Raw genomic sequence first — 23,637 nt, 5'->3', positions numbered from 1 at the left:
CGCTATTTACTCATGTACAATTCACAACATTTTTTTGTCAGCTCTCTAACTCTACCAATATAAGCTGTACGTTCATTCACACCAAGCACACCTCTTGCATCAAGCAGATTAAGTAGGTGACTAGTTTTAATACATTGGTCATAAGCTGCCATTGGTAGCTCCTTTTCAATAAGAAACTTGCACAATTTTTCCGTATCTTCGAATTGCTGCTGTACCACTTTAGTATCATAATAATCTAATGCTAGATAAGAAAATTCATATTCTCTTTGTTTAAAAATATTTCCGTAAGTTACACCGTTATCGTTCCAAATTATATCGTAAACATTATCTACACCTTGTATGCACATTGCTAAACGTTCCAACCCATATGCCACCTCACCAGGAATCATCTTGCAGTCAATCCCTCCAACTTGCTGTATATAAGTAAGCTGTGTTACTTCCATTCCATTGCATGTAACTTCCCATCCAAGTCCTGATGCTCCAACGCTCGGATTTTCCCAATCATCTTCAACAAACTTAATATCATATTTTTCTGTAGATATGCCAAGAACTTTTAAGCTATCTAAATAGACGTCTTGTAAATTATTACCAGATGGCTTTATTATAACTTGATATTGGTGATGTTGATACAAACGATTAGGATTATCACTATAGCGCCCATCTGCTGGCCTAATTACTGGTTGTAGATATGCAATTTTTGCCGGTTTTGTATCAATTGCAGACATAATTGTTGCAGGATGTAATGTGCCAGCACCAACTTCAGATGTGTATGGGTGAAGTATAACACATCCTTCACTAGCCCAAAAATCTTGTAACTCTTTTATTATACTTTGTAAGTTCACACAAATTGCACACTTTTTATACTAAATATATAAATAAATAAGTACTATTCAATACCTATTTTTTTAACAGTATCATGTAAATAATCACCTAAGACTGCTGAACTTTCTCTCACATACTGAATTATGCTTTTATTTAGGACAATTGCATCATGCATAGTTAAATCGCAGAATATAAATGCTGTTAAATACAGTAAAATCACCGCATAAAATGTGTGAAAAATCCCCTCAAATGTAATTGACATTGCATTATTATAGCTGAGCTGTATTGAACTTATTGGCCATGGTTTTATCACTTCTACGACATTAAAAAATACGTAAGGTATCATAAGAAAAAAGAAAAAGTGCATAAAATCATTAAACCAAAATGGGCATTGAAACATCTGCTTACATATATTCCCATAGAGTTTACTTACAGCATAATAAATTGACATTATTGCTGGCATTGAAAGTGCTACAGTCAGTACTTGCCCTGACGCTATTTGTATTACTATTTCTTCACCACTGTTTGCTGAAGGGTCTTGAGCATGAAAAATAAATATTCCAATTAATTGCATTACTAACATAACTATTGCCAATTTTGTAAAAACAGCAGCTACAACTATTCCTGAGTCTGGCATTTTATATAGTAAGTATTCGCCTCCATATGTAAGAATTAATATAACATCGACAATAAATAATATTAAAAAAGAAGACCAATAGTTCTGCCAACTTGGTAAATATCCTATTCCTAAAAGAGAGCTTACTGTTTTAGCAGGAAAAACCTTGCCTAGCATCTTCCCCAAAAATTTAAAAAAAATCCCCATGTTCTAAGTAACACTTGGTTTATATTATTTATAATACTGTATTGTAATAGACTTATCAATAGCTTAAAACATGTATTGGAAGATTTTAGGTAATATGCAGCAACAGTAGAAGAACGTGCGCCAAAAATTTAATAATTTTATAGGGCTTATGCACTTAAATTTTTTGCAATATCAAGTGCAGCGTAAGTGAATATTGCACTTGCACCCGCACGTTTGAAACCAATCAAAGATTCATAAATCACCTTGTCATAATCTAGCCAGCCATTATTTGCAGCAGCTTTTATCATTGCGTACTCACCGCTTACTTGGTAAGCAAAAATCGGAAAATTAAACTTATCACTTGCTGTTTTGATAATATCCAAATATGGCATACCCGGTTTAACCATAATAAAATCTGCACCTTCATTTATATCCATTTCAATTTCGCACATTGCTTCGCGCGCATTTTTATAATCCATTTGATAACCACTTTTGTCTATAGAATGTGATAGCCCACATGAACCAACGACTTGCCTGAATGGAGCATAGAAGCTAGAGCAGTATTTCACTGCATAAGATAATATTAATACGTCTTGAAAGTTGTTATCATCTAATGATTTTCTGATTCTTCCTATTCTACCATCCATCATATCAGAAGGAGCAACTATATCACATCCTGCTTTCGCTAAAGCAAACGCTTGCTTACACAGCACTGATATAGTTTCATCGTTTTCTACATCCATCTGATTATCTTTTAAAATGCCGTCATGGCCATGAATAGTGTATGGATCCAGTGCAACGTCTGCAATAATACCAATTTCAGGTACCTTTAATTTTACAGCACGGATTGCTTTGCAGATTAAGTTGTCAGAATTATATGCTCCCTCAGCGTTTTCAGATTTTAGTTTACTATCAACTACAGGAAAAATTGCAACAGCATTAATTCCTAAATCTTTAGCTTCCTTAACTATAGACACTAATCCATCTATTGAATAACACTTTACGCCTGGTAAGCCAGAAATTGGTTCAGTTGTTTCTTCTCTGTTATGAACAAACAGAGGAAGAACCAGATCATTTACTGATAAACTATTTTCACTTGTTAAATTGCGAACCCATTTGCTCGAGCGCCTGCGCCTTAATCTTGTATTTGGAAAATTAAACATTGGATCCAGGTAAATTCCCAGTAAAGAGCAACACCCCTGAAATGAGTATCACCCAAAGCACCGATATTGGCAGAAACACTTTCCAACCAAGGCGCATTAGCTGATCATATCGATAACGAGGTATTGTTGCTCTAATCCAAATAAATACGAATAAAAGTATAATTATCTTCAAAACGAACCAAATTAAACCTGGAATTTTATAAAGCAAACCAAGTTCTAACGGAGGATACCACCCTCCTAGAAAGAATATCGTCATCATAGCACTTGCTAAAATCATATTTGCATATTCTCCAAGAAAAAAGAGGGCAAAAGGCATGGATGAATATTCAACGTTATATCCAGAGACAAGCTCTGCTTCAGCTTCTGGTAAATCAAATGGGTGACGATTAGTTTCTGCAAGCAAAGAAATAAAAAATATTATTCCTATAGGCATTAGTAGCAAATCAACCCAAAATGGCATATTGTGTTTCGCTACCACCATCTCTCCAAGATTTAATGTTCCAGTGGTAATAACGACTGCAGCAACTATTAAGCCTATTGAAACTTCATATGAAATCATCTGAGCAGCCGACCGTATAGCGCCAAGGAATGCATAATTGGAGTTGCTTGACCAGCCTGCAATAATCACGCCGTATACTCCCAGCGACGATATAGCTAGCACGTAAAGCACTCCAACATTAATATTTGCTATAACCTTAGGAATAACTACTTGCTGGCCATTTTCTACAATTACTTCAGCACCAAACGGTATAACTGCCCAGGCAATTAATGCCAAGATAAAGGTAAGCATTGGAGCCATAATGAACAGTATGGTGCTCGCTCTAAATGGTATTATCGGCTCTTTAATCAGTAGCTTAATAGCATCTGCAAATGGCTGCAATAGCCCAAAAGGTCCAACTACACTCGGGCCGTGCCTTAGTTGAATTGCAGCAAGGACCTTACGCTCAAAGTATGTCAAATATGCAACTGAAAGTAGTAGCGGTACTAAAATAAATAAAATATTAACTAGCGTGTTCATAAAAAGCTTTAGTACAATCTGCCATTATTTTTGAAGCGCGACTTATTGAATCCGTCATATAAAAATTACACTCCTTTAAAGTAAAAGGTGTATTACTTAAATTTATTTTACCATTGCTGATTGGTACCCATGTGTTTTTTACCACTTGATCAGCATTTCTAAACTGTGGACCGATAGTATCTAATTTTTTTCTTACGTCAAATAAACTATCATATGGTAAGGAAAGATCCAAATATTGCGAGAGATTTTTAATAATTAACCAATCCTCCTTTGCTTCACCTGGAGGAAATACAGCTAAATTTGTTCTTTGCACTCGACCTTCAGTGTTTACATAAGTTGCATATTTTTCTGTATATGAAGCACCAGGCAAGATAACATCTGCCACATGTGCACCCTTATCACCGTGATGACCTTGATAAATTACAAATGTATTTTCTAATTTTGATGTATCAATTTCATCTGCACCAAGAAGATAAACCACTTCTATTTCACCACTTTCTGCATGTTCCAATATTTGATTAATATCCCTTTCGCCTTTTTTAGGAACAAACCCAGTATCTAGCCCACCAACTCTTGCTGCAGCTTTATGCAGCATATTAAAGCCATTCCAGTCATCTCTGACCATGTTAAATTTTTCTGCAATTTTGCCAGCTAGAACTAGAACTGATTCAGAATCGTCTCTTACTAATGCATCTTGACCGATAATCAGCATAGGGCTCTGAGCAGCACTCAGCAGCTCACAGAACTTATGATTTCCATTTGCTATTTCACTCAAAATATCAGGATTATCGCCCAATTTCTCAACATGATACAAATATTCAATGTTAGGACCAACACTTGCAACAGGAAAGTTGCCCTGTAAATATCTCTTTCTCAATCTTACGTTAATAATCGGTGCTTCTATCCTTGGATTTGTATTTATAAGCAGACATAAATCTGCATTTTCTATACCTTCAATAGTGGTATTGAACACATACGATCCACGATTACTTGGTATAAGCTTTGCACCATCTTGCCTACAGTCTATATTCCCCGAGCCGAGCTTCTGAATCACTTCTTTGAGTAGAAGCATAGACTCACAATCTGCTAAATCACCTGCAATTGCAGCTATTTTATTTGATTTTGTATTCTTTAATTTCTTTGCAGCAACAGTTAATGCTTCATTCCAATCAACTGGGGCTAATTTACCATCTTTTTTTATATAAGGTCGATCAAGACGCTGAACTTTTAGTCCATCATAGGCAAAGCGGGTTTTATCTGATATCCATTCTTCATTTACCTCTTCGCTCAGCCTTGGTAATATCCTCATAACCTCCGGGCCACGATAATCAACTCTAATTGCGCTACCCACAGCATCTAGCACATCTATAGTCTCACAATGTGATAGCTCCCATGGACGCGCTGTAAAGGAGTAAGGCTTTGAAGTTAAAGCCCCTACCGGGCAGAGATCTATGATATTTCCAGATAATTCAGAACTAATATGCCTTTTTATGTAAGTGCTAATCTCTACATTTTCTCCCCTTCCGATTCCTCCAAGTTCATTTGTACCTGCAACATCAGACAAAAATCTAACACACCGAGTGCAATGAATGCATCGATTCATCGCAGTCTCAATCAGTGGTCCGAAGTGTTTTTTTGGCACAGCCCTCTTATGCTCATCAAGTCTGCTGGTTCCTTTCCCATAAGCCATCGTGATATCTTGCAAATCGCATTCACCACCTTGATCGCAAATTGGGCAATCAAGCGGGTGGTTAATTAGCAAAAACTCAAGCACACCTTCACGTGCTTTTTTAACCTTAGGGGTATCAGTGTGAATAACCATCCCTTCTGCAACTGGCATTGCACAAGAGGCTACTGGTTTTGGAGGTCCACCCTCCACTTCAACCAAACACATTCTGCAGTTACCAGCAATTGCTAAACGCTCATGATAACAAAAACGTGGAATTTCAACGCCCACAACTTCACAAGCTTGAATTATAGTGAGCCCATGCTCTACTTCACATTCCTTAGAATTAATAGTAACTTTAACCACAACTATTATACAGCTTCCCACTTTATAGGATTGCCGCTTATCTCATCTTCAACCAGATTGCCGTTGTCATATTGAGCAGACATATAATTCATGCGCGAGTCACGATCTATATATCTAACAGGTTTTACCGGTTTATCTTTATACATTTTTTGCTCGGCCTTCTTACGCTGAGTAGGGTTATTTTTACTAGCTGTCTTTGCTTTCCCACCTGCTGCCATATAAACTCCTAAAAACTTTTCATTCTATTTTAACACTTAAGTATACAGCGTCAATATTTAATAACTTTAAAATTTCAATAGATCTCTTATTATAATCATTTTACAATCATTGTTTAAATAAAAAGTTACCCCTTGATGCCATTCCAGCGCATGACGCACAGCTGTACGAACATTGCAATTTGCAGGCAATTTGCGTGGCAGATTCAAGTAGCTGACACTGGTTTCCATCCAAAACAGCAGTAGCCCTTTTGGTGTCATTTCAGTGCTTGACACTGAAATCCAGGATTTTGATTGGATACTGAGTTGGTAAGCATAATAAGCATAAAAGTATAGCTAACGCGAGCTCTACGTCATACCGCGATTTATTCGCGGTATCTCAAAGCATAGATCCCGCTAACAAGCAGCGGGATGACGATTGTCGTTTAGCTATAAATATTTAAGAAATTTACCAAATAAAAAAAAAGGCAAAAGAAGCCCTGGGGTTATTATCTGCTTTAAAATATTGGCGTTTTTTATGTTTTAAACGCTTGACAAGCGAAATTCAGCTGCTTTTAATTGCAACTAACCTACGCTGCAAATGTTTAAGAAATTTACTAAGCAGAAAAAAAGACAAAGAATCCCCGAGTTAGCTAGTCTTTTACTATCTCTGTCGAGTATTGGCATTTTTTGATGTCTTGTAACGCTTTATAAGCGCGTTCAGCTTATTTAGATAAAAATCTAGATGTAGATGAAGTTTTGTAAAGACATACAGTATCTATATACTGCAAAAAATTGAACATAAGACGCCGATACATTAAGTAATCCTTACCTTTTAATCTGCAGATTGGCGAAAGCAAATACAATAGCTTCACTATCATGATAAGGGGGCTGGCGGAGTTTGTCAAGGAAGTTTTTTCGTTTCTGCAGGCTACTTTCCGACACCAGTGGTGTTAAGTATTCGTACAGTTATTGGTGTTATCAAGATACTCCCTAATCTTCTTCAAATCCTCCCAGGCTAAACGTTTTTGTGCCGGTTGGCGAAGTAGGTAAGCTGGATGAAATATAGCGGCTGTGGTGATTGAATTGGACAAATATTGGTTAGTGTACGTATGAAATCTACCACGCAAATTCGATATAGTTTTTGTGCTGTCAAGAAGGCTATAACATGCGATTCCCCCGACCAAAATTAAAATTTGTGGTGAAACTAGTGCAACGTGTTTTTCGACAAATGGTCTGCACATATCAAGCTCTAGGTCGGTTGGCTTTCTATTGCCAGGTGGACGCCAAAATACAGTATTGCTTATGTATACCTTAGTGCGATCAAGATTGATTGCATTTAACATTTTATCGAGCAACATTCCACTTGCACCACAAAATGGTATGCCTTGAAGGTCTTCATTTGCTCCTGGAGCTTCACCAACGAGCATAACTTTTGCGTTTGGATTACCATCGGAAAAGACAGTATTAGTTGCAGTTTTTTTTATCTCACAACCTTCAAATGATTCAACTGCACTTCTTAGTTCATCCACACTATTACATTTGCTTGCAAGTTTCCTTGCTTCGATTATCCAGTCACTTGGAAACATGTCTTTTCCATCTTTAGTGTCACCCCAGCGCGTATCTGCATCTTTCTTCTTGGTCCCAGTTTGGATAACAGAGGGTTGTACACTCTCTTTGCTCTCCAATTTTTTTTCCTCTTCACCCTCCATTAGTGTGCAATCAACGCCCACTTCATGGTAAAATTTTAATAATTCTAGGTCTTTATTGCTCATAATGCTTTTTAACCTTTTGTGCTTTTTTCATGGCCATATCATACTTTAATTTAGATAAATGTCTAATATATAATATGCCGTTTAAGTGATCTAATTCATGCTGAATACACCTTGCAAGCCAACCACTAGCTTTTAGCGTCTGTTCTTCGTTATTTAAGTCTCTGTATTTCACAGTTAAATACTTTGGACGCTTAATTTCATAGCTTTGCTCTGGAATTGAAAGGCACCCTTCCTTGAGAGTCACTTGTTCATCAGATAATTCCGTAATTTCTGGATTAATCATGCAAAATTTGCCAATTGATTCATATCCTGCTGGCTCATTTTCAATTGTTTCTAGCTGAACATCCACAACAAAAATTCTCTTTAACACTCCAACTTGCACTGCAGCAAGGCCAAGACCTTCTGCATCATACATAGTTTCGAACATGTCGTTTACTAATTCTTTAATTTTATCGTTTATATCTGTTACTTCACTGGCACGTGTGATTAGTCTTTCATCAGGGGCAATTACAATTGGTAATATGGACATAAAAATTATAATTCTATGTTTTGCTTTTCCTTTTGTCCAGAATTTAGTGTATATTAAAATATTGCTATATCTATAATAGAAATATAAATTATTAAAGAAAGCTACAATTTAAATGAAATTGCGTAATAAGGTTAACTAATGTACTCTGCAGTAATAGCAAAACCAAAGAGAAATGTTTTTGCTGTTTTAGACATAGGTACAACAAAAATTATCTGTCTAATCGTTAAGATAAATGGCAACTTCAGCTATAAAGTAACAGGAACGGGTTATAAGATTGCAGAAGGTGTAAACGGTGGATCAATAACTAATGTAAAACACGCAAATTACTCCATCTCATCAACTATAGGTTTAGCTGAACAAGTATCAGAAGAAACCATAGATCAGATATATGTGAACATTGCTGGATGTGGCATCTCATCTTTCAATGTACATAATGAAATTATTGCAGCTAACCATGAGATTTCTGAGCGTGATATAAGACGTGTAGTTTTTCAAACATTTGAGAAATATATTGAAGACAATGTTATCATTCACAATATACCACTAAAATATCACTTAGATGACATGACTGACATAAAAGAAGTTGGTGGATTGTACGGAAAAAGACTATCTGCTGATGTTAATGTTGTCACTGCTTCGCGTCCAGCGCTTACCAATATTGAAAACTGTATTACCAATAATGGTGGATTAAATATGGCAGGTTGTATTGCTTCTGCATATTCTGCAGGTCTTGCCTGTCTGAGTGGAGATGAAAAAGAGCTCGGGACTGCTATTGTTGATATAGGCGGTGGGTGCACTGCAATTGGAATTTTCAAAAGAGGGAAACTTGTGTATGCAAGCAGCGTTCCAATTGGTGGTGTTCATATCACTCGAGATATTGCTTACGGGCTATGCACAAGCATAGAACGTGCAGAGTATATAAAAATACTGTATGGCAGCACTATCGTAACTTCAATAGATGAGAATGAGTACATTACAATGCAAAACAACGAAAATGATGAACCTACTCAAGTATTCAAATCTGAGCTTATTAACATCATAAGACCAAGAGTTGAAGAAATACTTGAAATGGTAAGAGAGCAATTTCAAGAGCAGAAAGATCCAATTAATAAAGTAGTGATCACAGGTGGAACTAGTCAACTCACAAGCATGAAGGAAATTGCAGGCTATATATTCAATAAGCAAGTTCGAATTGGGTGCCCTGAGTCTTGTAGCGGTCTTGATGGCGAATATGATAAAAATCCTGTATTTTCTGCTGCTATAGGCTCTATAAAGCTAATAGTTGACACTTTTTATAAAAATAATTCTGGTATTTTAGGTCAGGATGGTAAAATGAGTAAATTGTATAATTGGGTTAAATCAAAAGTTACAGTCTAGATTTCTGTTTTACCACCTTTCATACAAATGACTTGACACTAGGATCCATAGGACTTATTTTTATAATATGTAAAATTATTATGTTTATGTACTTGCGAGTAAGCGTACCAATTACAATAAGACATGGAAAATATGAACATAACTATACACTCACAAGAAGATTTTGAATTTATGCGCAAGGCTGGCAGGCTTGCTGCTGAAACTCTTGATTTCATTGCACCGTACGTAAAGGTAGGGGTGACAACTAATGAGTTAAATGATCTATGTCATGATTTTATAATTAATGCAGGTGCAATTCCAGCACCACTAAACTATAGGGGGTATCCAAAATCGATTTGCACTTCAAAAAATGCAGTTGTGTGCCATGGTGTTCCCGATAATAAACCACTTAAAGATGGAGATATTTTAAATATTGATGTCACGGTGATTTTAAATGGCTGGCATGGTGATACAAGTCGCATGTTTTGGGTTGGCAAGCCATCAATAAAAGCAAAACGCTTGTGTGACGCTACTTATCATGCATTGATGGAAGCAATCAAACAAGTTAAGCCCGGCAATAAGTTAAATGAAATAGGGCTTGCTATAGAGAAATATATTAGAGATTTTGGATATTCTATCGTACGCAGCTACTGCGGACATGGTATAGGAAAAGTCTTTCATGCTCCACCAAATGTAGTGCATTTCTATGATCAAGATGAAAATCTCGTCTTGAAGGAAGGTATGTTCTTTACAATAGAGCCAATGATTAATGCTGGAAAACATGAGACTCTGCTCAGTAAACTCGATGATTGGACAGTGACAACACGCGATCTTTCACTTTCTGCTCAATTTGAACATACGCTCGGAGTAACAAAAGATGGTGCTGAAATATTCACATTATCACCTAAAAATTGGCACTTCCCGCCTTATAATTAGATTTTTTTAAATTCTGCTATACTGCAACTATACTTGGTTTACTTTGGGTAATTTTGAAGAAAGCTCACCCTTAATTTGCGATATAGCAACTAGCCCAATTAATGCACAGAAAATCATGTAAAAACTAGCTGAAGTCTCTTGTCCTGTAACCTTGATAATTGTTGTGCATATAAATGGTGCAAGGCCGCCAAAAAATCCAGCAGCTATATTTCTTGATAAACCAAATCCACTGTACCGAACCTTTGTTGGAAATAATTCGCACATAAGTGCACTGACAGGACCAAGCGATGCAGCTATTGGAATTATAAAAAGAATGTGTGCCAGCAAGTAATTGCCACTACATAACATTGAAAAAACTGGATAACTTACTATTACAAAAGCTATAAATGCAAATTTCATAACTTTTTCTCTTCCTACCTTATCAGAAAGTATAGCAAATAATATTGTCAATCCTCCGAGCGCAATTTGACTCAGTATTTCCACTATATGATTAAAATGAGTATTTACTGTTAATATTTTATTCGTAAGCACATTGAAAAATACCAAATATATATAGAGAGACGCATTTTCAACCAAGTCAATACCTATTGATATTAGAACAGGCTTTTTGTAATTGTTTAATAACTCTTTTAGTGGCAATTTAGACGGATTTTTTTGTCTTTTATACTCTGGGCTTTCATCAAGTATATATCTCATATATATGCTAATTAATCCCATTGCTAAACTGAAAATGAAAGGTAATCTCCACCCCCAAGATTCAAAATCAGATACTTTTTTGCATATGAGTACCGCTATCAGGCTTAATATTGAACCAAGAATTGCACTTAATACCTCAATGCTGCCAAAAAATCCTTTTTTGTTTTTAGGAGCATGTTCTATTAAAAATGGTGCATTTCCTGCTTCTCCTCCAAGAGATATACCCTGCAATAATCTTAAACACACTACCAGCATTGACGCTAGTATTCCAATGCTTTGATAACCTGGAACAAAAGCAATTAATACGGTTGATAAAGTCATTAATATAATCGAGAGCAATAAGGCAACTCTTCTGCCATGTTTATCACCAATGTGACCAAATATAGCAGCACCGACTGGTCTCATTAAGAAACCCACTGCAAACACTCCAAAAGCCTTCAATACGCTGGTTAGTTGATCATCCGATGGAAAAAACACACCACCTATTATGTTTATTAAGTGGCCAAAAAGCATGTGGTCATACCACAATAAAGTGTTACAAATCAAACTTGAAAATATTACTTTTGTTATTTGCTGCATAATTTCCCTATAGCCTGTTTGATCTTATATATAAAAAAAAATGTGAACGTTATGTGAATATTATATTAACAATATTAAACCTTGATTTTAATATTATTGCTCATATATTCCGATAAGATACCATATTTTGGCAAGAAAATCTATGTACATAAATAAAATTGATGTGAAGAGTAGAGTAGGATATCTACACCAACTGTACTTAAATTTTTTGATATGACACACACTCCAGTTTTGTTAAAAGAGATGCTATCACTACTATCACCGCAGGATGGTGGCATATACGTGGACGCCACATTTGGAGCTGGAGGGTATAGCAAAGCAATATTGGAGTCAGCTGATTGCAAAGTATATGCAATTGATAGAGATGAAACGGTAACTAAGTTTTATGATGATTTAAGCGTTAGATATCCAGATAGAATAAAACTATTCATTGAGAAGTTTAGTAATATTAAAAGTATACTAAGCAGCGTTGAGCCATCTCCTGTCATCCCAGTACTTGATACTGGAAAAAATAACTGGTCACGCGCTGGAATGACATCAAACGGGGTGGATGGAGTGGTCTTTGACATCGGAGTTTCATCTATGCAGCTTGATAACGGAGATAGAGGGTTCTCATTTTTACATGATGGTCCACTCGATATGAGCATGGATAACTCTTCTTATATAAATGCTTCAACGTTTGTTAACGCTTTACGCGAAGAAGAAATCGCAAATACTATATATAACTACGGAGGCGAACGTCATTCTCGCAAAATTGCAAGAGCAATAATAAATGCACGGAAGAAGAAAACTATCAAAACTACATTTGAGCTTGCGGATATTGTACGTTCCGTGGTATTTCGTGGAAAAAGCAAAATTGATCCTGCAACCAGAACATTTCAGGCAATCAGAATATGGGTAAACGATGAGCTGGGAGAACTTGAAAAGGGTATTAAAGCTGCATCTGAGATTTTAAGTGAGAATGGCAAATTAATTGTCGTCACCTTTCATTCCTTAGAAGATCGTATAGTCAAAACTTTTTTTAAAGATTTATGTGCTACTGATTGCAAGACATTCTCTCTGCTAAATAAAAAAGTGATCGAAGCAAGTATAGAAGAAGTAAGTGCAAATCCGCGTTCACGCTCAGCAAAACTAAGAGCTATACAGAGGTTGTCGTGAGAACTTTCTGCATCATCTCAATAGTTATGTTTTTTCTTAGCATTGTAGGACTATTTAAGGTAAAATTACATGTTCAGTCGTTAAATAGAGAGCTAATAAAAATAAAAAGTGAAATTAATTTAGTACAAAGTGATATAAAAGTTTTACAAGCAGAGTGGAGCTATTTGAATAATCCAAAAAGACTTGCAAGCCTTGTAAAGAAATACCTGAAAAATAACTCTTTAATACTGGCTAGCCAGGTTAAAAATCTTGACTCTTTAAATGGCCGCAGTGTGCTAGCACAACTTAAAATCCATGATCAACAGTGAGATTAAGTCTTATTTTTTACAGATGAGCACATCACAATAAAACTTACTTTGTATCCGTTCAGGATAGCGGCAAGGTAGTATAACCATAGAGTAAAAGTGAGTTTACAACAAATGGTGTCATCCCAGTGCTTGACACTGGGATCCATCCTTTCCATAATCATCAAAAACATTGTATTTTAACGTAAAACAGCTATTTTTATGCTTACCAACTTAATAAAATTCCTGGATCCCAGTGTCTGGGCACTGGGATGACAAAGGAAAGCAGTGTCAGCTACTTGCATAACACCATTTGTTGTGCAACTTACTTTAGTATGAAATTGCTTGCGTAAGATTTTGGCAGCCTCTTAACATTTTTTGGCATTTCAATTATGTATTTAACGTTGCGTTTTTTTGCGTAGAATACTGCTTTTTCAAGAGAATCAAACTTTAATACAATCTGTTTTTTTGGATCTTTTGAGCCAACCCACCCCATTAAAGGTTCAATGTAGTAAGAGCCAGATTCAATTTTCAGGTGCCAGAAATTTGTATTACCTAAACCAGATTGTGTTGCAGTTCTTGTTGGTCTATAAATCCTAAAAACTACTTTATCGTCAATGCCCATAGTTCTTGTTAAATAAGCTTAAATATATATCTAAATAAATCCTTTCACAAACAATTAGTATGAAAGAATGAAGTTTGAAATAAATATTTTTATGTTATATTATTATTAAATTATATTAAAAGGATTAGCTGAATAGGAGTAACCGATGACGCAACAGGAAATAGTAACAATTAATGCAGAGTTACGTGATATAACAAAAACAAAAGCGATGCATTCTCTAAGGAAGAAAGGAAACATCCCTGGAATCATATATGGAAAGGGCCATGATAATGTAAATTTGACATTGTCTGCAAAGGAATTCACAAAGCAATATAAGTCCGGCTCTCTTTCTGCACATTTGATAGAGCTGAATATTTCGGGCAAAAAGGAATATGCTCTTGTTCGCGATATCCAATTGCATGTAGTAAAGGATACTGTGCAACATGTTGATTTTCAGTTTGTTGATAAAGGCAGTGAAATTAAAATAGACATACCTCTATCATTTGTGAATGAAAGTAAAGCTCCAGGAATCAAATTAGGTGGAGTGCTTAATGTTTTGTGTCGTTCTATTGCTGTTAAATGCTCTCCTGATAAAATACCTCAGGTTATTGAAGTTGATTTATCCGGTAAAATGATTGGCCAGTCTATACATATTAATGATGTAAAATTACCAGAAGGTGTTAAGTTTGTAGCTCATGAAGAAGAAAATTTTACCATTGTTACAATTTCTGCTGCCGATAGTGACGTTGAAGAACCTCAAGCAGAAACAGAGGAATAGTGCACCTGATAGTTGGGCTTGGTAATCCTGGCAGTCAATATGAGCTAACTCATCATAATATCGGCTTCATCACCGTTGATGCAATCTGCAAATATTGGGGTTTTCAGTTGTTCTCTAAAAAAGCCGATTATCTGATAACCTCTGGCATGATTAATGATAATAAAATCATGTTAATAAAGCCTTATTCATTTATGAATAATTCAGGCATCCCTGTTGCAAAAATACGAAACTTTTACAAATTATCGCTAGATAATATCGTTGTCATACATGATGACGCTGATTTGGAACTTGGAAGAATAAAAGTAAAGAAAGGTGGTAGTTCTGCTGGACATAATGGACTTAAATCCATAGATAGTTTTATTGGCAACGATTATTGGCGCTTGAGATTTGGAGTGGGTAGACCTGAAGATCAAAGAAGCTTAGCAGATTATGTGTTATCAAAATTTTCAAATTTTGATAATGTTACTCCCTTAGTGGAAAAAATAGCAAAAAATATACACTTAATGCTGCAAGGAGATAATACAGCTTTTATCAATTTGATTGTATAATATTACGAAACACAGGGAGTGTATGGTCCCAGAGTGTGATGGTGTGGATTTAGTATGAACAATTCAGGAGATTTTGTCCACTGTAAAGATATAAACTCAAAAGGTGTAAGACCCTTAAGAGTTTTGAGTCTTTTAGCATAATTGTAGGCCATAACAAAGTCATAAAGATGCTCTTTGAGTTGCTGGTGAGACTGATAGTAATACTTCTTAACAGTGGCATTCTTTAAAGTTTTGTTCATATGCTCAACTTGCCCATTTGTCCAAGGATGGCTAACTTTTGTTAGACGGTGTTCAATGTCATTTTCTTCACAAGCTCTATCAAATATATGTTGAAAAGCGTATTTATGGCGTTTTTGGTTGGTAAATTGTACACTGTTATCTGTCAAAATAGTGTGGATTTTATATGGTAAAATTTTAATCAAATTACGTAGAAACTCAGCAGCTATAGGTTTTGTAGCACTTTTATGCAACTCAACATACGTAAATTTGGATGTTCTATCTATTGCAACAAACAAATATAACTTTCCTTCTTCTGTTCTGACTTCTGCAATATCAATATGGAAATAGCCTATAGGATATTGTTTGAATTTCTTTTTTGGTTTAACTTCGCCATCAACATCTGGTAGTCTGCTAATGCTGTGCCTCTGTAAGCAACGATGTAGACTAGAGCGAGTCAAGTGTGGGATTGAGGTTTGCAAAGCGTAGAGACAATCATCTAATGGCAATAGAGTATGCTTACGAAATGCAACAATTACAGCCTCCTCTTCTAAAGTTAAAACAGTTGATCTTGCATGCTTCGGACCCATATCAGCGTCTTTGGCAAAAGACCGTTTTCTCCATTTAATGATAGTTTTTGGATTAAGGTTATAGTATAGCATTTCTCATAATAGTCCAAACAGGTCATAGGAAGGCAGAATCAACAGCACGAAGAAAGGATTCGAATAGAGGAATGTTTTTCCTGGCTCTGTTTTTTATAGCAAACCAATGATGCTCAATTTTGTTGAAATCTGGAGAATAAGGCGGCAGATACAAAATTTCTGCACCAACCCCTTTAGCAAGCTCGATAATCTTATCAGACTTATGAAAAGTAGCATTGTCAAGAATGACAGTCTGTCCAGGTTCCAAGATCGGTGTCAAAAATTGCTCAAACCATCCATTAAAAACATCCATATTACAGTGGCCTTCAAAGGTTAACGGAACAACTATCTTTCTTCCACTTAAGGCTGCAACCATACTGATTCGTTGAGTTTTCTTTCCAGATTTTAAGGCATAAAACCGCTGTCCTTTCTGGCAATATCCGTAGGGGTAGTCTTCGGTGTTATCAATGCCAGACTCATCTATATACACTAAGTTTTTAGGTTCTTTTGTCGCTATAATTTTCAAAAATTCAGCACGTTTTTCTTCGTTTCTTTCCTTGTATCCATATGTCTTTTTTTGCGCGTAAATCCAATTTTTTTAAGGGCTCGATAGATCGTTTGGATACTAACGTTGTTCCAAAGTTTAGCCATTTCCGATAGAGTCTTTCCTCCGTGTTCTCTGGCAAATTTGGCAAAGGTATCCCAGTCGGTAATTTTGTGATTGTAACCCCCATTTCCAAGTTTTTTTGATTGAAAGTCTCCTGTTTCTTTTCTTCTTTGCTGCCACTCCCATAAAGTAGTTCGTCCAATCTTAAATCTTGCTGCCACTGTTTCTCTGCTTTCTCCTTCGTCTAGCGCTTCCATTGCTTTTTTTCTTAAATCATAACTATATGCTGCTGGCATTCAACCTCCTTATCATCATCTATCCTTATCCTATCACATCCGGACTTTTATCGAAAGAGCTATACCTGGAGAGTTTTGCTATGCTCTCTTTACTATTTTGTATTGCTCTACGAATTGTCTCTGTTGTTTTGGCGCACCCATGTAATATTTGTCCCATAATTCCTCCTTTGATGGTATTGTTTTCTCATATTTTATCATACCATCACACTCTGGGACCATACATCCCCCCCTCCCCCCCTAATTCCTATATCAAACCTTTCTTTACTAGATTATATAGTCAATATAAAAAGCCATATAAAATTGCTTCCACTGCTGCCATGAGGAAATTGCTTATTCTTGCTAACTCTTTAGTCAGAGATGACAGGGTTTTTACTGAGGAATATAACTCTCTGTCTGTTTCTATCTAAGAGCCAGCATAGCTGTGGATAAGCACGTTTATACAGATAAAAGTACTTATCCACAGCTACATCAATTTTTCTATTGACTTTTAACACAACTGCTGAACAGATACATTCGTCATCCCGCTACGTGTTAGCGGCCAAGATACCGCGGCGGTATGACGTGGGAAACCTGACTTGCATTAGCTATAAAATAGTGATTTATATAAATCCCATAGCATGCCGAATGAAGCGTTTTTTGAGGAAATTTGAATTTTCAACTGCAATCAAGCCAAGATTTCTTAGTGCTTTAGCGCAGAATATTCTGTTGGAAAACATCCTATTTAATCCATCAGTTGCAAGCGCCATTGTAAAATTATCAAAGTATCTGTTACGTGAAATTTTCTTTAATAAATAACTACTGCCAACATCAGTACCAGCCGCTTTTGCAGCAACTACGTGCTTTATAACACTTTCTACATCTCTAATTCCAAGATTAAGCCCTTGACCTGCAACTGGATGAATTGAATGTGCTGCATCGCCGATAAGCAAAACTCTACCCTTATATAACTTTTTTGCAAAAGCAAAACTTAAAGGATAAAGTTTTCTTTCACCCTCTAATTTTATCTCTCCTAAATAAGAACCAAATCTTTTTTTAAGCTCTATAATAAATTCTTCTTCAGACAGATCCATTAGCATTTTTGAAATTTCAGATTTTTCTGTCCAAACTATCGAAGAAGTATAGCCACCCTTCATCGGTAGAATTGCAAATGGACCGCCAGGGAAAAAACGCTCCACAGCTAAGTTTTGGTGATGCAGTTCATGCTTTACATTAAATACTATGCTACTTTGTTTATAGTCAAATTTCACTGTCGGTATAGAAAATAACTCTGGTAATTTAGAGTTTTTGCCTTCAGCGCAGATAAGTAGCGATGATATTAATTCCTGGTTATTATCAAGAATCACTTCCACATATCCTGAATCACAAGCAATTGTTTTATAGGAATGTGGAGAGTATATATTCAGTTTATTTAGAAAATTATTGTTGATTGCATTCCATATAGTAGCATTGTTGATAACATAACCCATTGGCTCTTCGCTAACCATTTTATGATTGTAATGCACAGTAACCGCATCTAATATGCATATATCAAGTATTGGCTCAGCTTCACTTTCCACAAACTGCCAAATCCCTAACTTTTCCAATATTTTTTTCGAGCCTTGAGAAATAGCAAATGCTCGATTATCATCTACTACACGTGGTAGACTATTTTTTTCAATCACAGCTACAGACACAGAGTCACAACTGAGGCCAATGGCAGTAATAAGACCAAGTAACCCACCACCTGAAATGATTACATCATAATTCATTTTATTTACGCTAATTGTAAAATTATATTTTATCTGTTTTGAAAATAGTTTAAACAAACTTTATATATAAATTAAATTTTTTAGATCCCAGTGTCAGCTACTTGGATGACATCTAAAGACACTCCACCTTGTCATTCCAGCACGTAACGAACAACTGTACGAACATTTTGCGAAGGCAGTATGTTAAATGCTATGGCCGGTTTTGCCTCAAACATAAAGGTGTCATCCCAGTGCTTGACACTAGGATGGCTTTGTTGCATCGCTACTTATGAAAGGCTAACTATAGTTAGGATTATAAGTAACCTATTGAAAATCTTGTTTTTTTGCAATCAATCTGATCAAATTTAAGAATAGTAATTTATTATTTACATTAATAAATTTAATTCTATTGAAAATAGCTAAAGCATTGAAATTCTTGAATTTTAGCCAGATTAGTGAGTGGTAGTGAAATTTCTTTTACTCAAATTTAGGTATTCACTGACCGTTCTTGTTATAAATACCAGAATAATAAGCTACTGATATTCCCTATCTTTTTTATCTTTAATCCATCATAGCTAGCGATGCAACAAAGCCCACTGGGATCCATTCTTCTTTTTTTCTGGATTCCAGCGTCACGCGCTGGAATGACAAAAGCTGCTAATTTTTCATGTAAATAATGGTTATGCAAGCAGTCTATTTTGTAACTAACAAAAGAGGACTTTGATTCGCATGTTTCTCACGCTTATTCTATTGTTTAACTATACTTTGAGCAATGTCTTCATAAATCTCTGCCAAATCCTCACTTAGCATTAAAGGATTTCCGCAATCAGAAGCATGGCATATTTGTGGATCTAGAGGAACTCTGCCTAGAAGTTTGATGCCCAGCTCCTCAGACATTTTTTTTGCACCGTCTTTTCCAAATATGTATATTTTTGAGCCGCTTTGAATGAAATAACTCATATTTTCTACAATGCCAATAACCGGTACGCTGAGCTTTGTAAACATATCATAAATTTTGCGAGCATCGATTAAAGAGAGCTCCTGTGGAGTTGAAACTATTATCGCCCCAGTTAAGTTAAAATTTTCCATAAGACTTAAATGCACATCGCCAGTTCCAGGTGGTGTATCAATTATCAAATACTCTATATCGGACCATTTTGTTCCCATTAGCAGACTATAAAGTGCTTTTGTAATCATAGGTCCGCGCCATATTGCTGCACGATCTTTATCGATAAAATAGCCAATTGAAATAGTATGCAGTCCATACTTTTCTATAGGCATTGCTTTACTATCCTGTATTTCTGGCTTTAATTTTTCAGCGCCAAGCATTTTAGGAATTGAAGGACCATATATATCTGCATCAACCAGCGCAACTTTATGTTTCAACTTTGCTAATGAGAGAGCAAGATTTAGCGCAACTGTGGACTTGCCCACACCGCCTTTACCAGAGGCTACAACGATTATATTTTTCACTCCTTCGATATGTAATTTAGCTTTTTGTTGCCCAGTTTGTTTTTGACCAGTAGCAACCACGGTCACTTTTGTCACCCCCGGTATAGCTTTAACAGCTTGCTCACAATTTTTTCTTAATTCTTCATTTGCTTGCGTGTTACCGGCAACTTCAAGCACAAAACCAACATCTTGACCTTTAATAATAATTGAGGATATTATGCCAAGAGCGGTCACATCTTTACCGCTTTTTTGCTCTATGACTTTTTTTAAGTTCTCTCTTACAATTTTTTCGTTGATCATTAGCCTTTTAGGTGATTTCTTCCTGAAGTCGTTTAATCTCAGCTTGAGGAAGGCCGGTTGTCTGAGAGATAATATCAATAGAGATGTCAGCCTTAAGTAGGTTTTTTGCTACTTCAATCTTTCCCTCATCAAGTTTTTTAGCGAGGATGCCTTCTTCTTTCCGCAGATCCATTATTCTTTCTTCATATGCTACTAAATCTTTTTCATTCCAGCTAAACCTGTCTAATTCATCGTAGGCTAACTTTATTATTGGTGCTTTTTCTGCTATTTTCCTTAAGTCTTCTTCCGTAGTTTCATCTGCATATTGTTGTCTAAGTGAAGAAGGTCGCCCCTCCTCACTCGACTTCAAAACCGTACGTGAGACTTTGCGCCTCATACGGCTTCTCTCCAATTTGGTGCTTTTCATGCACACCTCCTGTGTAATTCATCGTGACAATGTCCATGTAACAAAGATAAGTTTTTGATCATGTTGTTTCGTCTATTCCGGTCTTTGTGATGTATTTCTATTGTATCATCACTTTTAAACCATAGTCTACAATTATCACATTTACTTTGTTGTAACTTCAATAGTTTTATTACTCTTAATGGCTTATCTGGTATTTTTCTCAGACGTTTACCCCAATATACCCAATCACCATCATATGGAGATCTGGTTTTTTGCACTTTGATATGTCGTTTAATATCATGATCGCTGTGTATAATAAGATGTATCTTGTTACTTGTCATAAAACGCCAGTTATCGTTATTATACTTTTTAAAGTATTTTCTTTTTATCCAGCATTTCCCTTTGTTTGGGTGCCTAAAGACTGACCTTACCCAGAAAAAGTGGAGAGAAAGAAAAGAGTTTTTTTGGGTAAAATAAAATTTTGGAGGATTAGAAATGGTAAGAGAATATACGGCAGAATTCAAATTGGAAGCTGTTAAACTGGCAAATGAACAAAGAAAGGCAGGTCAAACAATTACAAAAATAGCAAGAGATTTAGGAATAAAGGGTGGTTTATTAGGAAAATGGATAAAGAAACACAACGAAAAAAAGTCGGCAGCAGATGCATTTCCAGGTAGAGGTAACATGGCTCCTTACGACAAAGAGAGGTTTGATTTACAAAGCAAGAGTAACAAGGGAAAGAGACATTTAAAAAAAAGCCCTGGCCAGTCAAAAAGAGTAAAATATTTTTTTATATAGTAACTGCTATAAAGTACAGGAATTATGTAGGATTTTCTGCTAGTGGCTACTATAAGTGGACTACAAGGAAAATAAGCAGTAGAGAATCAGCAAATAAAGAGTTATTAGCAGATATTCAAAAAATATATCAAGCTTCTAAATGTAGATATGGAGCTCCTAAAATTCATGCTGAATTAAAGGCTTTGGGTAAAAGTTGCAATTTGAAAACGGTGCAAAGTATTATGCAGAAAAATGACATCAGGGCTATACTGAGAAGAAAGTTTAAAATTAAAAAACAACAAACAGATAATAGAGCTGTAGCTCCCAATATACTAGATCAAAACTTTATTGTTGATCAACCAAATAAAGTATGGGATTACTTACATCAAAACCAAGGAGGGATGGCTATATTTGGCAGCAATAATTCTCACGTATGGTAGTTAATGAGTAGTGCAATAAATAAACAATTGGTTATGAACTCTTTATTAATGGCCATTAATAGGCGTAAACCTGTTAAAAATCTACTGCTGCACAGTGACCAAGGTTCACAATATACTGCGCAAGGGTATCAATATCTCTTAGCTGTAAAGAATATAGATGAGTAATAAAGGCTGTTGTTACGACAATTCTGTTGCAGAAAGCTTCTTTAGCTCATTGAAAAGAGAAATACTTATTGATACTTCACAACACTCTGCTCAACAAACTAGAACTGCAATATTTGAATACATAGAAATTTTTTATAACAAACAACGTCACTATTAACTATTGCATTCCAGAACAATTTGATGCATCATTCTTTTTGTAAAAAACATTCCACACTTTCTCTCCACTTTTTCTGGGTAAGGTCAGTTGGATTTTCACCAATTGTATTCTAAACGCTTACTTGGCGCACCCATAACAAAAATGCCTGAAAAAAGTTAATAATTATATACTATTATTAATAATTATTCAACCATATTTTAAGCTTACAATTTTGAGCTTAACTGACGCTTATGGATAGGGGCAACTCTATCACCCTGTGTTATGTTTATTTTCTAACGGACGCTGATTTTTGTATCGTAATTTCTTGCTATAAATTGGTTATATAAGAGCTGGCTTCTAAAATTTTATAACCCTAATTTGAATTAACAGACAGTAGAATCGAAAGATTATTACAAGGAGAAATCTACACAGATCGACCCTTTTGTGAATCTGCGTTTCTGCTTTCTTCAACTTGTTTTGCAAAAGATGTTTCCGGTTTCTGAAGTGGCTTAGCAATTTCACGCACAACGGCAATAACTGCTGTTAAAAACGTTTTTAACAATGCACCTAAAGCTCCACCAACTGCTTCCCTGCCATATATATGAGCTTGCTTTTCGTTACCGTCAGCAGTTTCCCCTGCCCTCCTTCTTGGATCCATCCTATGAGCAATCACCGAAAACAACACTCCCCTGATTGAAGACTTCACTTTTTCCTTTGCTTCGTGGACATCCCCATCTTTTGCTGTTTCATGTCCATGACTTAAGTGTTTAGCGTTCATTAGCTCCTTTTGTTGCTGGGCAAACATGCTACTTAATACTTCTTCTATCACTTGCTTTCTTCTCTTCTCTCTAACTCTTTTCATAGATTCTGATTTATCGCGAGTGTGTTTGGTAGTTTCAAATTCTGCATCAATATCTTCGGACGCAGCCTGACTATATAAAGTCTCTATGAGCCTGTCTATGCTTCGCTTTATTTGCATAGTCCTTTCGTAACTATCCGAATTACCAATTCCTTCGTCGATCTGATTTAGAATATCCTCAAAAACTTTCAAATAGTCTTGAATATACTGTATTATGTATTGCTTATCTTCCTCTTTGTGTTGTTCTTCTTGATTTTGCTGATTTTCATTTTCTAAACTTTTCTCTCTTTTATCATCGTTATTTTCTTCAATATCATCACCGTCTTCCTCGAAAAGGTCTTTGTCGTTCATGATTTTTTTTA

The 23,637-nt window shown here is 35.8% G+C and carries 22 protein-coding genes and 4 pseudogenes; 8 read left to right on the top strand and 18 right to left on the bottom strand.

The features are described 5' to 3' along the window. Positions 1-2: 2 nt before the first annotated feature. The 8 genes from OOL03_RS04100 to def all read right to left on the bottom strand — a co-directional run bounded on the left by OOL03_RS04100 (position 3) and on the right by def (position 8,335). On the bottom strand, positions 3-842 hold the full coding sequence (locus OOL03_RS04100) for a glycine--tRNA ligase subunit alpha (RefSeq protein WP_264707059.1): 840 nt from the start codon (positions 840-842) through the stop codon (positions 3-5). Positions 843-886: 44 nt separating this feature from the next. Beyond that, on the bottom strand, positions 887-1,645 hold the full coding sequence (locus OOL03_RS04095; protein ID WP_182364786.1) for a phosphatidylglycerophosphatase: 759 nt from the start codon (positions 1,643-1,645) through the stop codon (positions 887-889). 146 nt (positions 1,646-1,791) lie between these two features. Further along, positions 1,792-2,787, bottom strand: a complete 996-nt coding sequence (gene hemB / locus OOL03_RS04090; protein WP_250295305.1) for a porphobilinogen synthase — start codon at positions 2,785-2,787, stop codon at positions 1,792-1,794. Further along, positions 2,780-3,805, bottom strand: coding sequence for an NADH-quinone oxidoreductase subunit NuoH (nuoH, locus tag OOL03_RS04085; protein ID WP_015588803.1), 1,026 nt, complete (start codon positions 3,803-3,805; stop codon positions 2,780-2,782). The genes hemB and nuoH overlap by 8 nt, the downstream gene beginning before the upstream one ends. Further along, on the bottom strand, positions 3,789-5,837 hold the full coding sequence (gene nuoG, locus OOL03_RS04080; protein WP_264707058.1) for an NADH-quinone oxidoreductase subunit NuoG: 2,049 nt from the start codon (positions 5,835-5,837) through the stop codon (positions 3,789-3,791). Before nuoG ends, nuoH begins: the two co-directional genes overlap by 17 nt. A gap of 5 nt (positions 5,838-5,842) precedes the next feature. Further along, complete coding sequence (locus tag OOL03_RS04075) at positions 5,843-6,055, bottom strand: hypothetical protein (RefSeq protein WP_017532424.1); 213 nt, start codon at positions 6,053-6,055, stop codon at positions 5,843-5,845. 929 nt (positions 6,056-6,984) lie between these two features. Next, entirely contained in the window at positions 6,985-7,806 is an 822-nt protein-coding gene (locus OOL03_RS04070) for a uracil-DNA glycosylase (RefSeq protein ID WP_264707057.1), read from the bottom strand. Then, positions 7,796-8,335 (bottom strand): peptide deformylase, encoded by a 540-nt coding sequence (gene def, locus OOL03_RS04065; RefSeq protein WP_006279678.1) that lies wholly within the window; start codon positions 8,333-8,335, stop codon positions 7,796-7,798. Before def ends, OOL03_RS04070 begins: the two co-directional genes overlap by 11 nt. 138 nt (positions 8,336-8,473) lie before the next feature. Between def and ftsA the strand changes: the two genes are divergently transcribed. Both ftsA and map read left to right on the top strand, forming a co-directional pair. After that, positions 8,474-9,712: a cell division protein FtsA gene (ftsA, locus tag OOL03_RS04060; RefSeq protein ID WP_010962406.1), complete on the top strand. Its 1,239-nt coding sequence runs from the start codon at positions 8,474-8,476 to the stop codon at positions 9,710-9,712. A 132-nt stretch (positions 9,713-9,844) separates the two neighbouring features. After that, positions 9,845-10,627: a type I methionyl aminopeptidase gene (gene map, locus OOL03_RS04055; RefSeq protein WP_006279681.1), complete on the top strand. Its 783-nt coding sequence runs from the start codon at positions 9,845-9,847 to the stop codon at positions 10,625-10,627. A 27-nt stretch (positions 10,628-10,654) separates the two neighbouring features. On the opposite strand, the gene OOL03_RS04050 is transcribed toward map, so the two are convergent. Further along, positions 10,655-11,902: an MFS transporter gene (locus OOL03_RS04050; RefSeq protein ID WP_264705539.1), complete on the bottom strand. Its 1,248-nt coding sequence runs from the start codon at positions 11,900-11,902 to the stop codon at positions 10,655-10,657. A gap of 213 nt (positions 11,903-12,115) precedes the next feature. Here OOL03_RS04050 and rsmH point away from each other — a divergent pair, with 213 nt between their 5' ends. Next, a complete protein-coding gene (rsmH, locus tag OOL03_RS04045; RefSeq protein ID WP_006279684.1) occupies positions 12,116-13,060 on the top strand; it encodes a 16S rRNA (cytosine(1402)-N(4))-methyltransferase RsmH in 945 nt (314 codons plus the stop codon). 26 nt (positions 13,061-13,086) lie between these two features. Then, positions 13,087-13,368 (top strand): cell division protein FtsL, encoded by a 282-nt coding sequence (gene ftsL, locus OOL03_RS04040; RefSeq protein WP_220467440.1) that lies wholly within the window; start codon positions 13,087-13,089, stop codon positions 13,366-13,368. A gap of 301 nt (positions 13,369-13,669) precedes the next feature. Here the strand turns inward: ftsL and OOL03_RS04035 are convergent, their stop codons facing one another. Continuing rightward, positions 13,670-13,969: an NADH dehydrogenase ubiquinone Fe-S protein 4 gene (locus tag OOL03_RS04035; protein ID WP_065094969.1), complete on the bottom strand. Its 300-nt coding sequence runs from the start codon at positions 13,967-13,969 to the stop codon at positions 13,670-13,672. A gap of 145 nt (positions 13,970-14,114) precedes the next feature. Here OOL03_RS04035 and OOL03_RS04030 point away from each other — a divergent pair, with 145 nt between their 5' ends. Both OOL03_RS04030 and pth read left to right on the top strand, forming a co-directional pair. After that, positions 14,115-14,726: a 50S ribosomal protein L25/general stress protein Ctc gene (locus OOL03_RS04030; RefSeq protein WP_010962412.1), complete on the top strand. Its 612-nt coding sequence runs from the start codon at positions 14,115-14,117 to the stop codon at positions 14,724-14,726. Further along, on the top strand, positions 14,726-15,274 hold the full coding sequence (gene pth / locus OOL03_RS04025; protein ID WP_006280288.1) for an aminoacyl-tRNA hydrolase: 549 nt from the start codon (positions 14,726-14,728) through the stop codon (positions 15,272-15,274). Before OOL03_RS04030 ends, pth begins: the two co-directional genes overlap by 1 nt. A gap of 2 nt (positions 15,275-15,276) precedes the next feature. Here the strand turns inward: pth and OOL03_RS04020 are convergent. The 4 genes and pseudogenes from OOL03_RS04020 to ubiH form a co-directional block, all read right to left on the bottom strand. Beyond that, positions 15,277-16,143: pseudogene (locus OOL03_RS04020) on the bottom strand (IS481-like element ISWpi4 family transposase); the annotation flags it as partial. A 31-nt stretch (positions 16,144-16,174) separates the two neighbouring features. Continuing rightward, positions 16,175-17,034, bottom strand: a protein-coding gene (locus tag OOL03_RS04015; protein ID WP_264707034.1) for an IS630 family transposase whose coding sequence is annotated in 2 segments (ribosomal slippage) — positions 16,175-16,710 and positions 16,710-17,034 — 861 coding nt in all. Because the reading frame shifts where the segments join, the coding sequence is not laid out codon by codon here. Positions 17,035-17,095: 61 nt separating this feature from the next. Next, a pseudogene (locus OOL03_RS04010) lies at positions 17,096-17,191 on the bottom strand (IS481 family transposase); the annotation flags it as partial. A gap of 442 nt (positions 17,192-17,633) precedes the next feature. After that, complete coding sequence (ubiH, locus tag OOL03_RS04005) at positions 17,634-18,782, bottom strand: 2-octaprenyl-6-methoxyphenyl hydroxylase (RefSeq protein ID WP_213863120.1); 1,149 nt, start codon at positions 18,780-18,782, stop codon at positions 17,634-17,636. Positions 18,783-18,962: 180 nt separating this feature from the next. On the opposite strand from ubiH, the gene OOL03_RS04000 reads away from it, so the two are divergent. Continuing rightward, on the top strand, positions 18,963-19,130 hold the full coding sequence (locus OOL03_RS04000) for a hypothetical protein (protein ID WP_264705535.1): 168 nt from the start codon (positions 18,963-18,965) through the stop codon (positions 19,128-19,130). Between the two features lie 378 nt (positions 19,131-19,508). On the opposite strand, the gene OOL03_RS03995 is transcribed toward OOL03_RS04000, so the two are convergent. From OOL03_RS03995 to OOL03_RS03985, 3 genes and pseudogenes are all read right to left on the bottom strand, one after another. After that, complete coding sequence (locus tag OOL03_RS03995) at positions 19,509-20,513, bottom strand: Mrp/NBP35 family ATP-binding protein (protein WP_236515147.1); 1,005 nt, start codon at positions 20,511-20,513, stop codon at positions 19,509-19,511. Positions 20,514-20,520: 7 nt separating this feature from the next. Beyond that, positions 20,521-20,820 (bottom strand): annotated as a pseudogene (locus tag OOL03_RS03990) (hypothetical protein); the annotation flags it as partial. 95 nt (positions 20,821-20,915) lie between these two features. Then, positions 20,916-21,239: an HNH endonuclease gene (locus OOL03_RS03985; RefSeq protein ID WP_065095496.1), complete on the bottom strand. Its 324-nt coding sequence runs from the start codon at positions 21,237-21,239 to the stop codon at positions 20,916-20,918. A 154-nt stretch (positions 21,240-21,393) separates the two neighbouring features. Between OOL03_RS03985 and OOL03_RS07185 the strand changes: the two are divergent. Beyond that, positions 21,394-22,480, top strand: a pseudogene (locus OOL03_RS07185) (IS3 family transposase). A gap of 360 nt (positions 22,481-22,840) precedes the next feature. On the opposite strand, the gene OOL03_RS03960 reads toward OOL03_RS07185, so the two are convergent. Continuing rightward, the gene (locus OOL03_RS03960) at positions 22,841-23,626 is read right to left on the bottom strand and encodes a hypothetical protein (protein ID WP_264707055.1); all 786 of its coding nucleotides are present in this window, start codon (positions 23,624-23,626) and stop codon (positions 22,841-22,843) included. Positions 23,627-23,637 lie beyond the last annotated feature (11 nt).

It is taken from the genome of Wolbachia endosymbiont (group A) of Acrocera orbiculus, from assembly GCF_947250015.1.
Lineage (GTDB): Bacteria > Pseudomonadota > Alphaproteobacteria > Rickettsiales > Anaplasmataceae > Wolbachia > Wolbachia pipientis.
Note: the sequence above shows the minus strand (reverse complement) of the source record. Positions and strands in the feature narration are given on the sequence as shown.

Coding starts and splice junctions, on each gene's coding strand:
- OOL03_RS04095 (WP_182364786.1), bottom strand. CDS start 1,645: ATGGGGATTTTTTTTAAATTTTTGGGGAAGATGCTAGGCAAGGTTTTT.
- hemB (WP_250295305.1), bottom strand. CDS start 2,787: ATGTTTAATTTTCCAAATACAAGATTAAGGCGCAGGCGCTCGAGCAAA.
- nuoH (WP_015588803.1), bottom strand. CDS start 3,805: ATGAACACGCTAGTTAATATTTTATTTATTTTAGTACCGCTACTACTT.
- OOL03_RS04075 (WP_017532424.1), bottom strand. CDS start 6,055: ATGGCAGCAGGTGGGAAAGCAAAGACAGCTAGTAAAAATAACCCTACT.
- OOL03_RS04070 (WP_264707057.1), bottom strand. CDS start 7,806: ATGAGCAATAAAGACCTAGAATTATTAAAATTTTACCATGAAGTGGGC.
- def (WP_006279678.1), bottom strand. CDS start 8,335: ATGTCCATATTACCAATTGTAATTGCCCCTGATGAAAGACTAATCACA.
- ftsA (WP_010962406.1), top strand. CDS start 8,474: ATGTACTCTGCAGTAATAGCAAAACCAAAGAGAAATGTTTTTGCTGTT.
- map (WP_006279681.1), top strand. CDS start 9,845: ATGAACATAACTATACACTCACAAGAAGATTTTGAATTTATGCGCAAG.
- OOL03_RS04050 (WP_264705539.1), bottom strand. CDS start 11,902: ATGCAGCAAATAACAAAAGTAATATTTTCAAGTTTGATTTGTAACACT.
- rsmH (WP_006279684.1), top strand. CDS start 12,116: ATGACACACACTCCAGTTTTGTTAAAAGAGATGCTATCACTACTATCA.
- ftsL (WP_220467440.1), top strand. CDS start 13,087: ATGTTTTTTCTTAGCATTGTAGGACTATTTAAGGTAAAATTACATGTT.
- OOL03_RS04035 (WP_065094969.1), bottom strand. CDS start 13,969: ATGGGCATTGACGATAAAGTAGTTTTTAGGATTTATAGACCAACAAGA.
- OOL03_RS04030 (WP_010962412.1), top strand. CDS start 14,115: ATGACGCAACAGGAAATAGTAACAATTAATGCAGAGTTACGTGATATA.
- ubiH (WP_213863120.1), bottom strand. CDS start 18,782: ATGAATTATGATGTAATCATTTCAGGTGGTGGGTTACTTGGTCTTATT.
- OOL03_RS04000 (WP_264705535.1), top strand. CDS start 18,963: ATGTTAAATGCTATGGCCGGTTTTGCCTCAAACATAAAGGTGTCATCC.
- OOL03_RS03995 (WP_236515147.1), bottom strand. CDS start 20,513: ATGATCAACGAAAAAATTGTAAGAGAGAACTTAAAAAAAGTCATAGAG.
- OOL03_RS03985 (WP_065095496.1), bottom strand. CDS start 21,239: ATGACAAGTAACAAGATACATCTTATTATACACAGCGATCATGATATT.
- OOL03_RS03960 (WP_264707055.1), bottom strand. CDS start 23,626: ATGAACGACAAAGACCTTTTCGAGGAAGACGGTGATGATATTGAAGAA.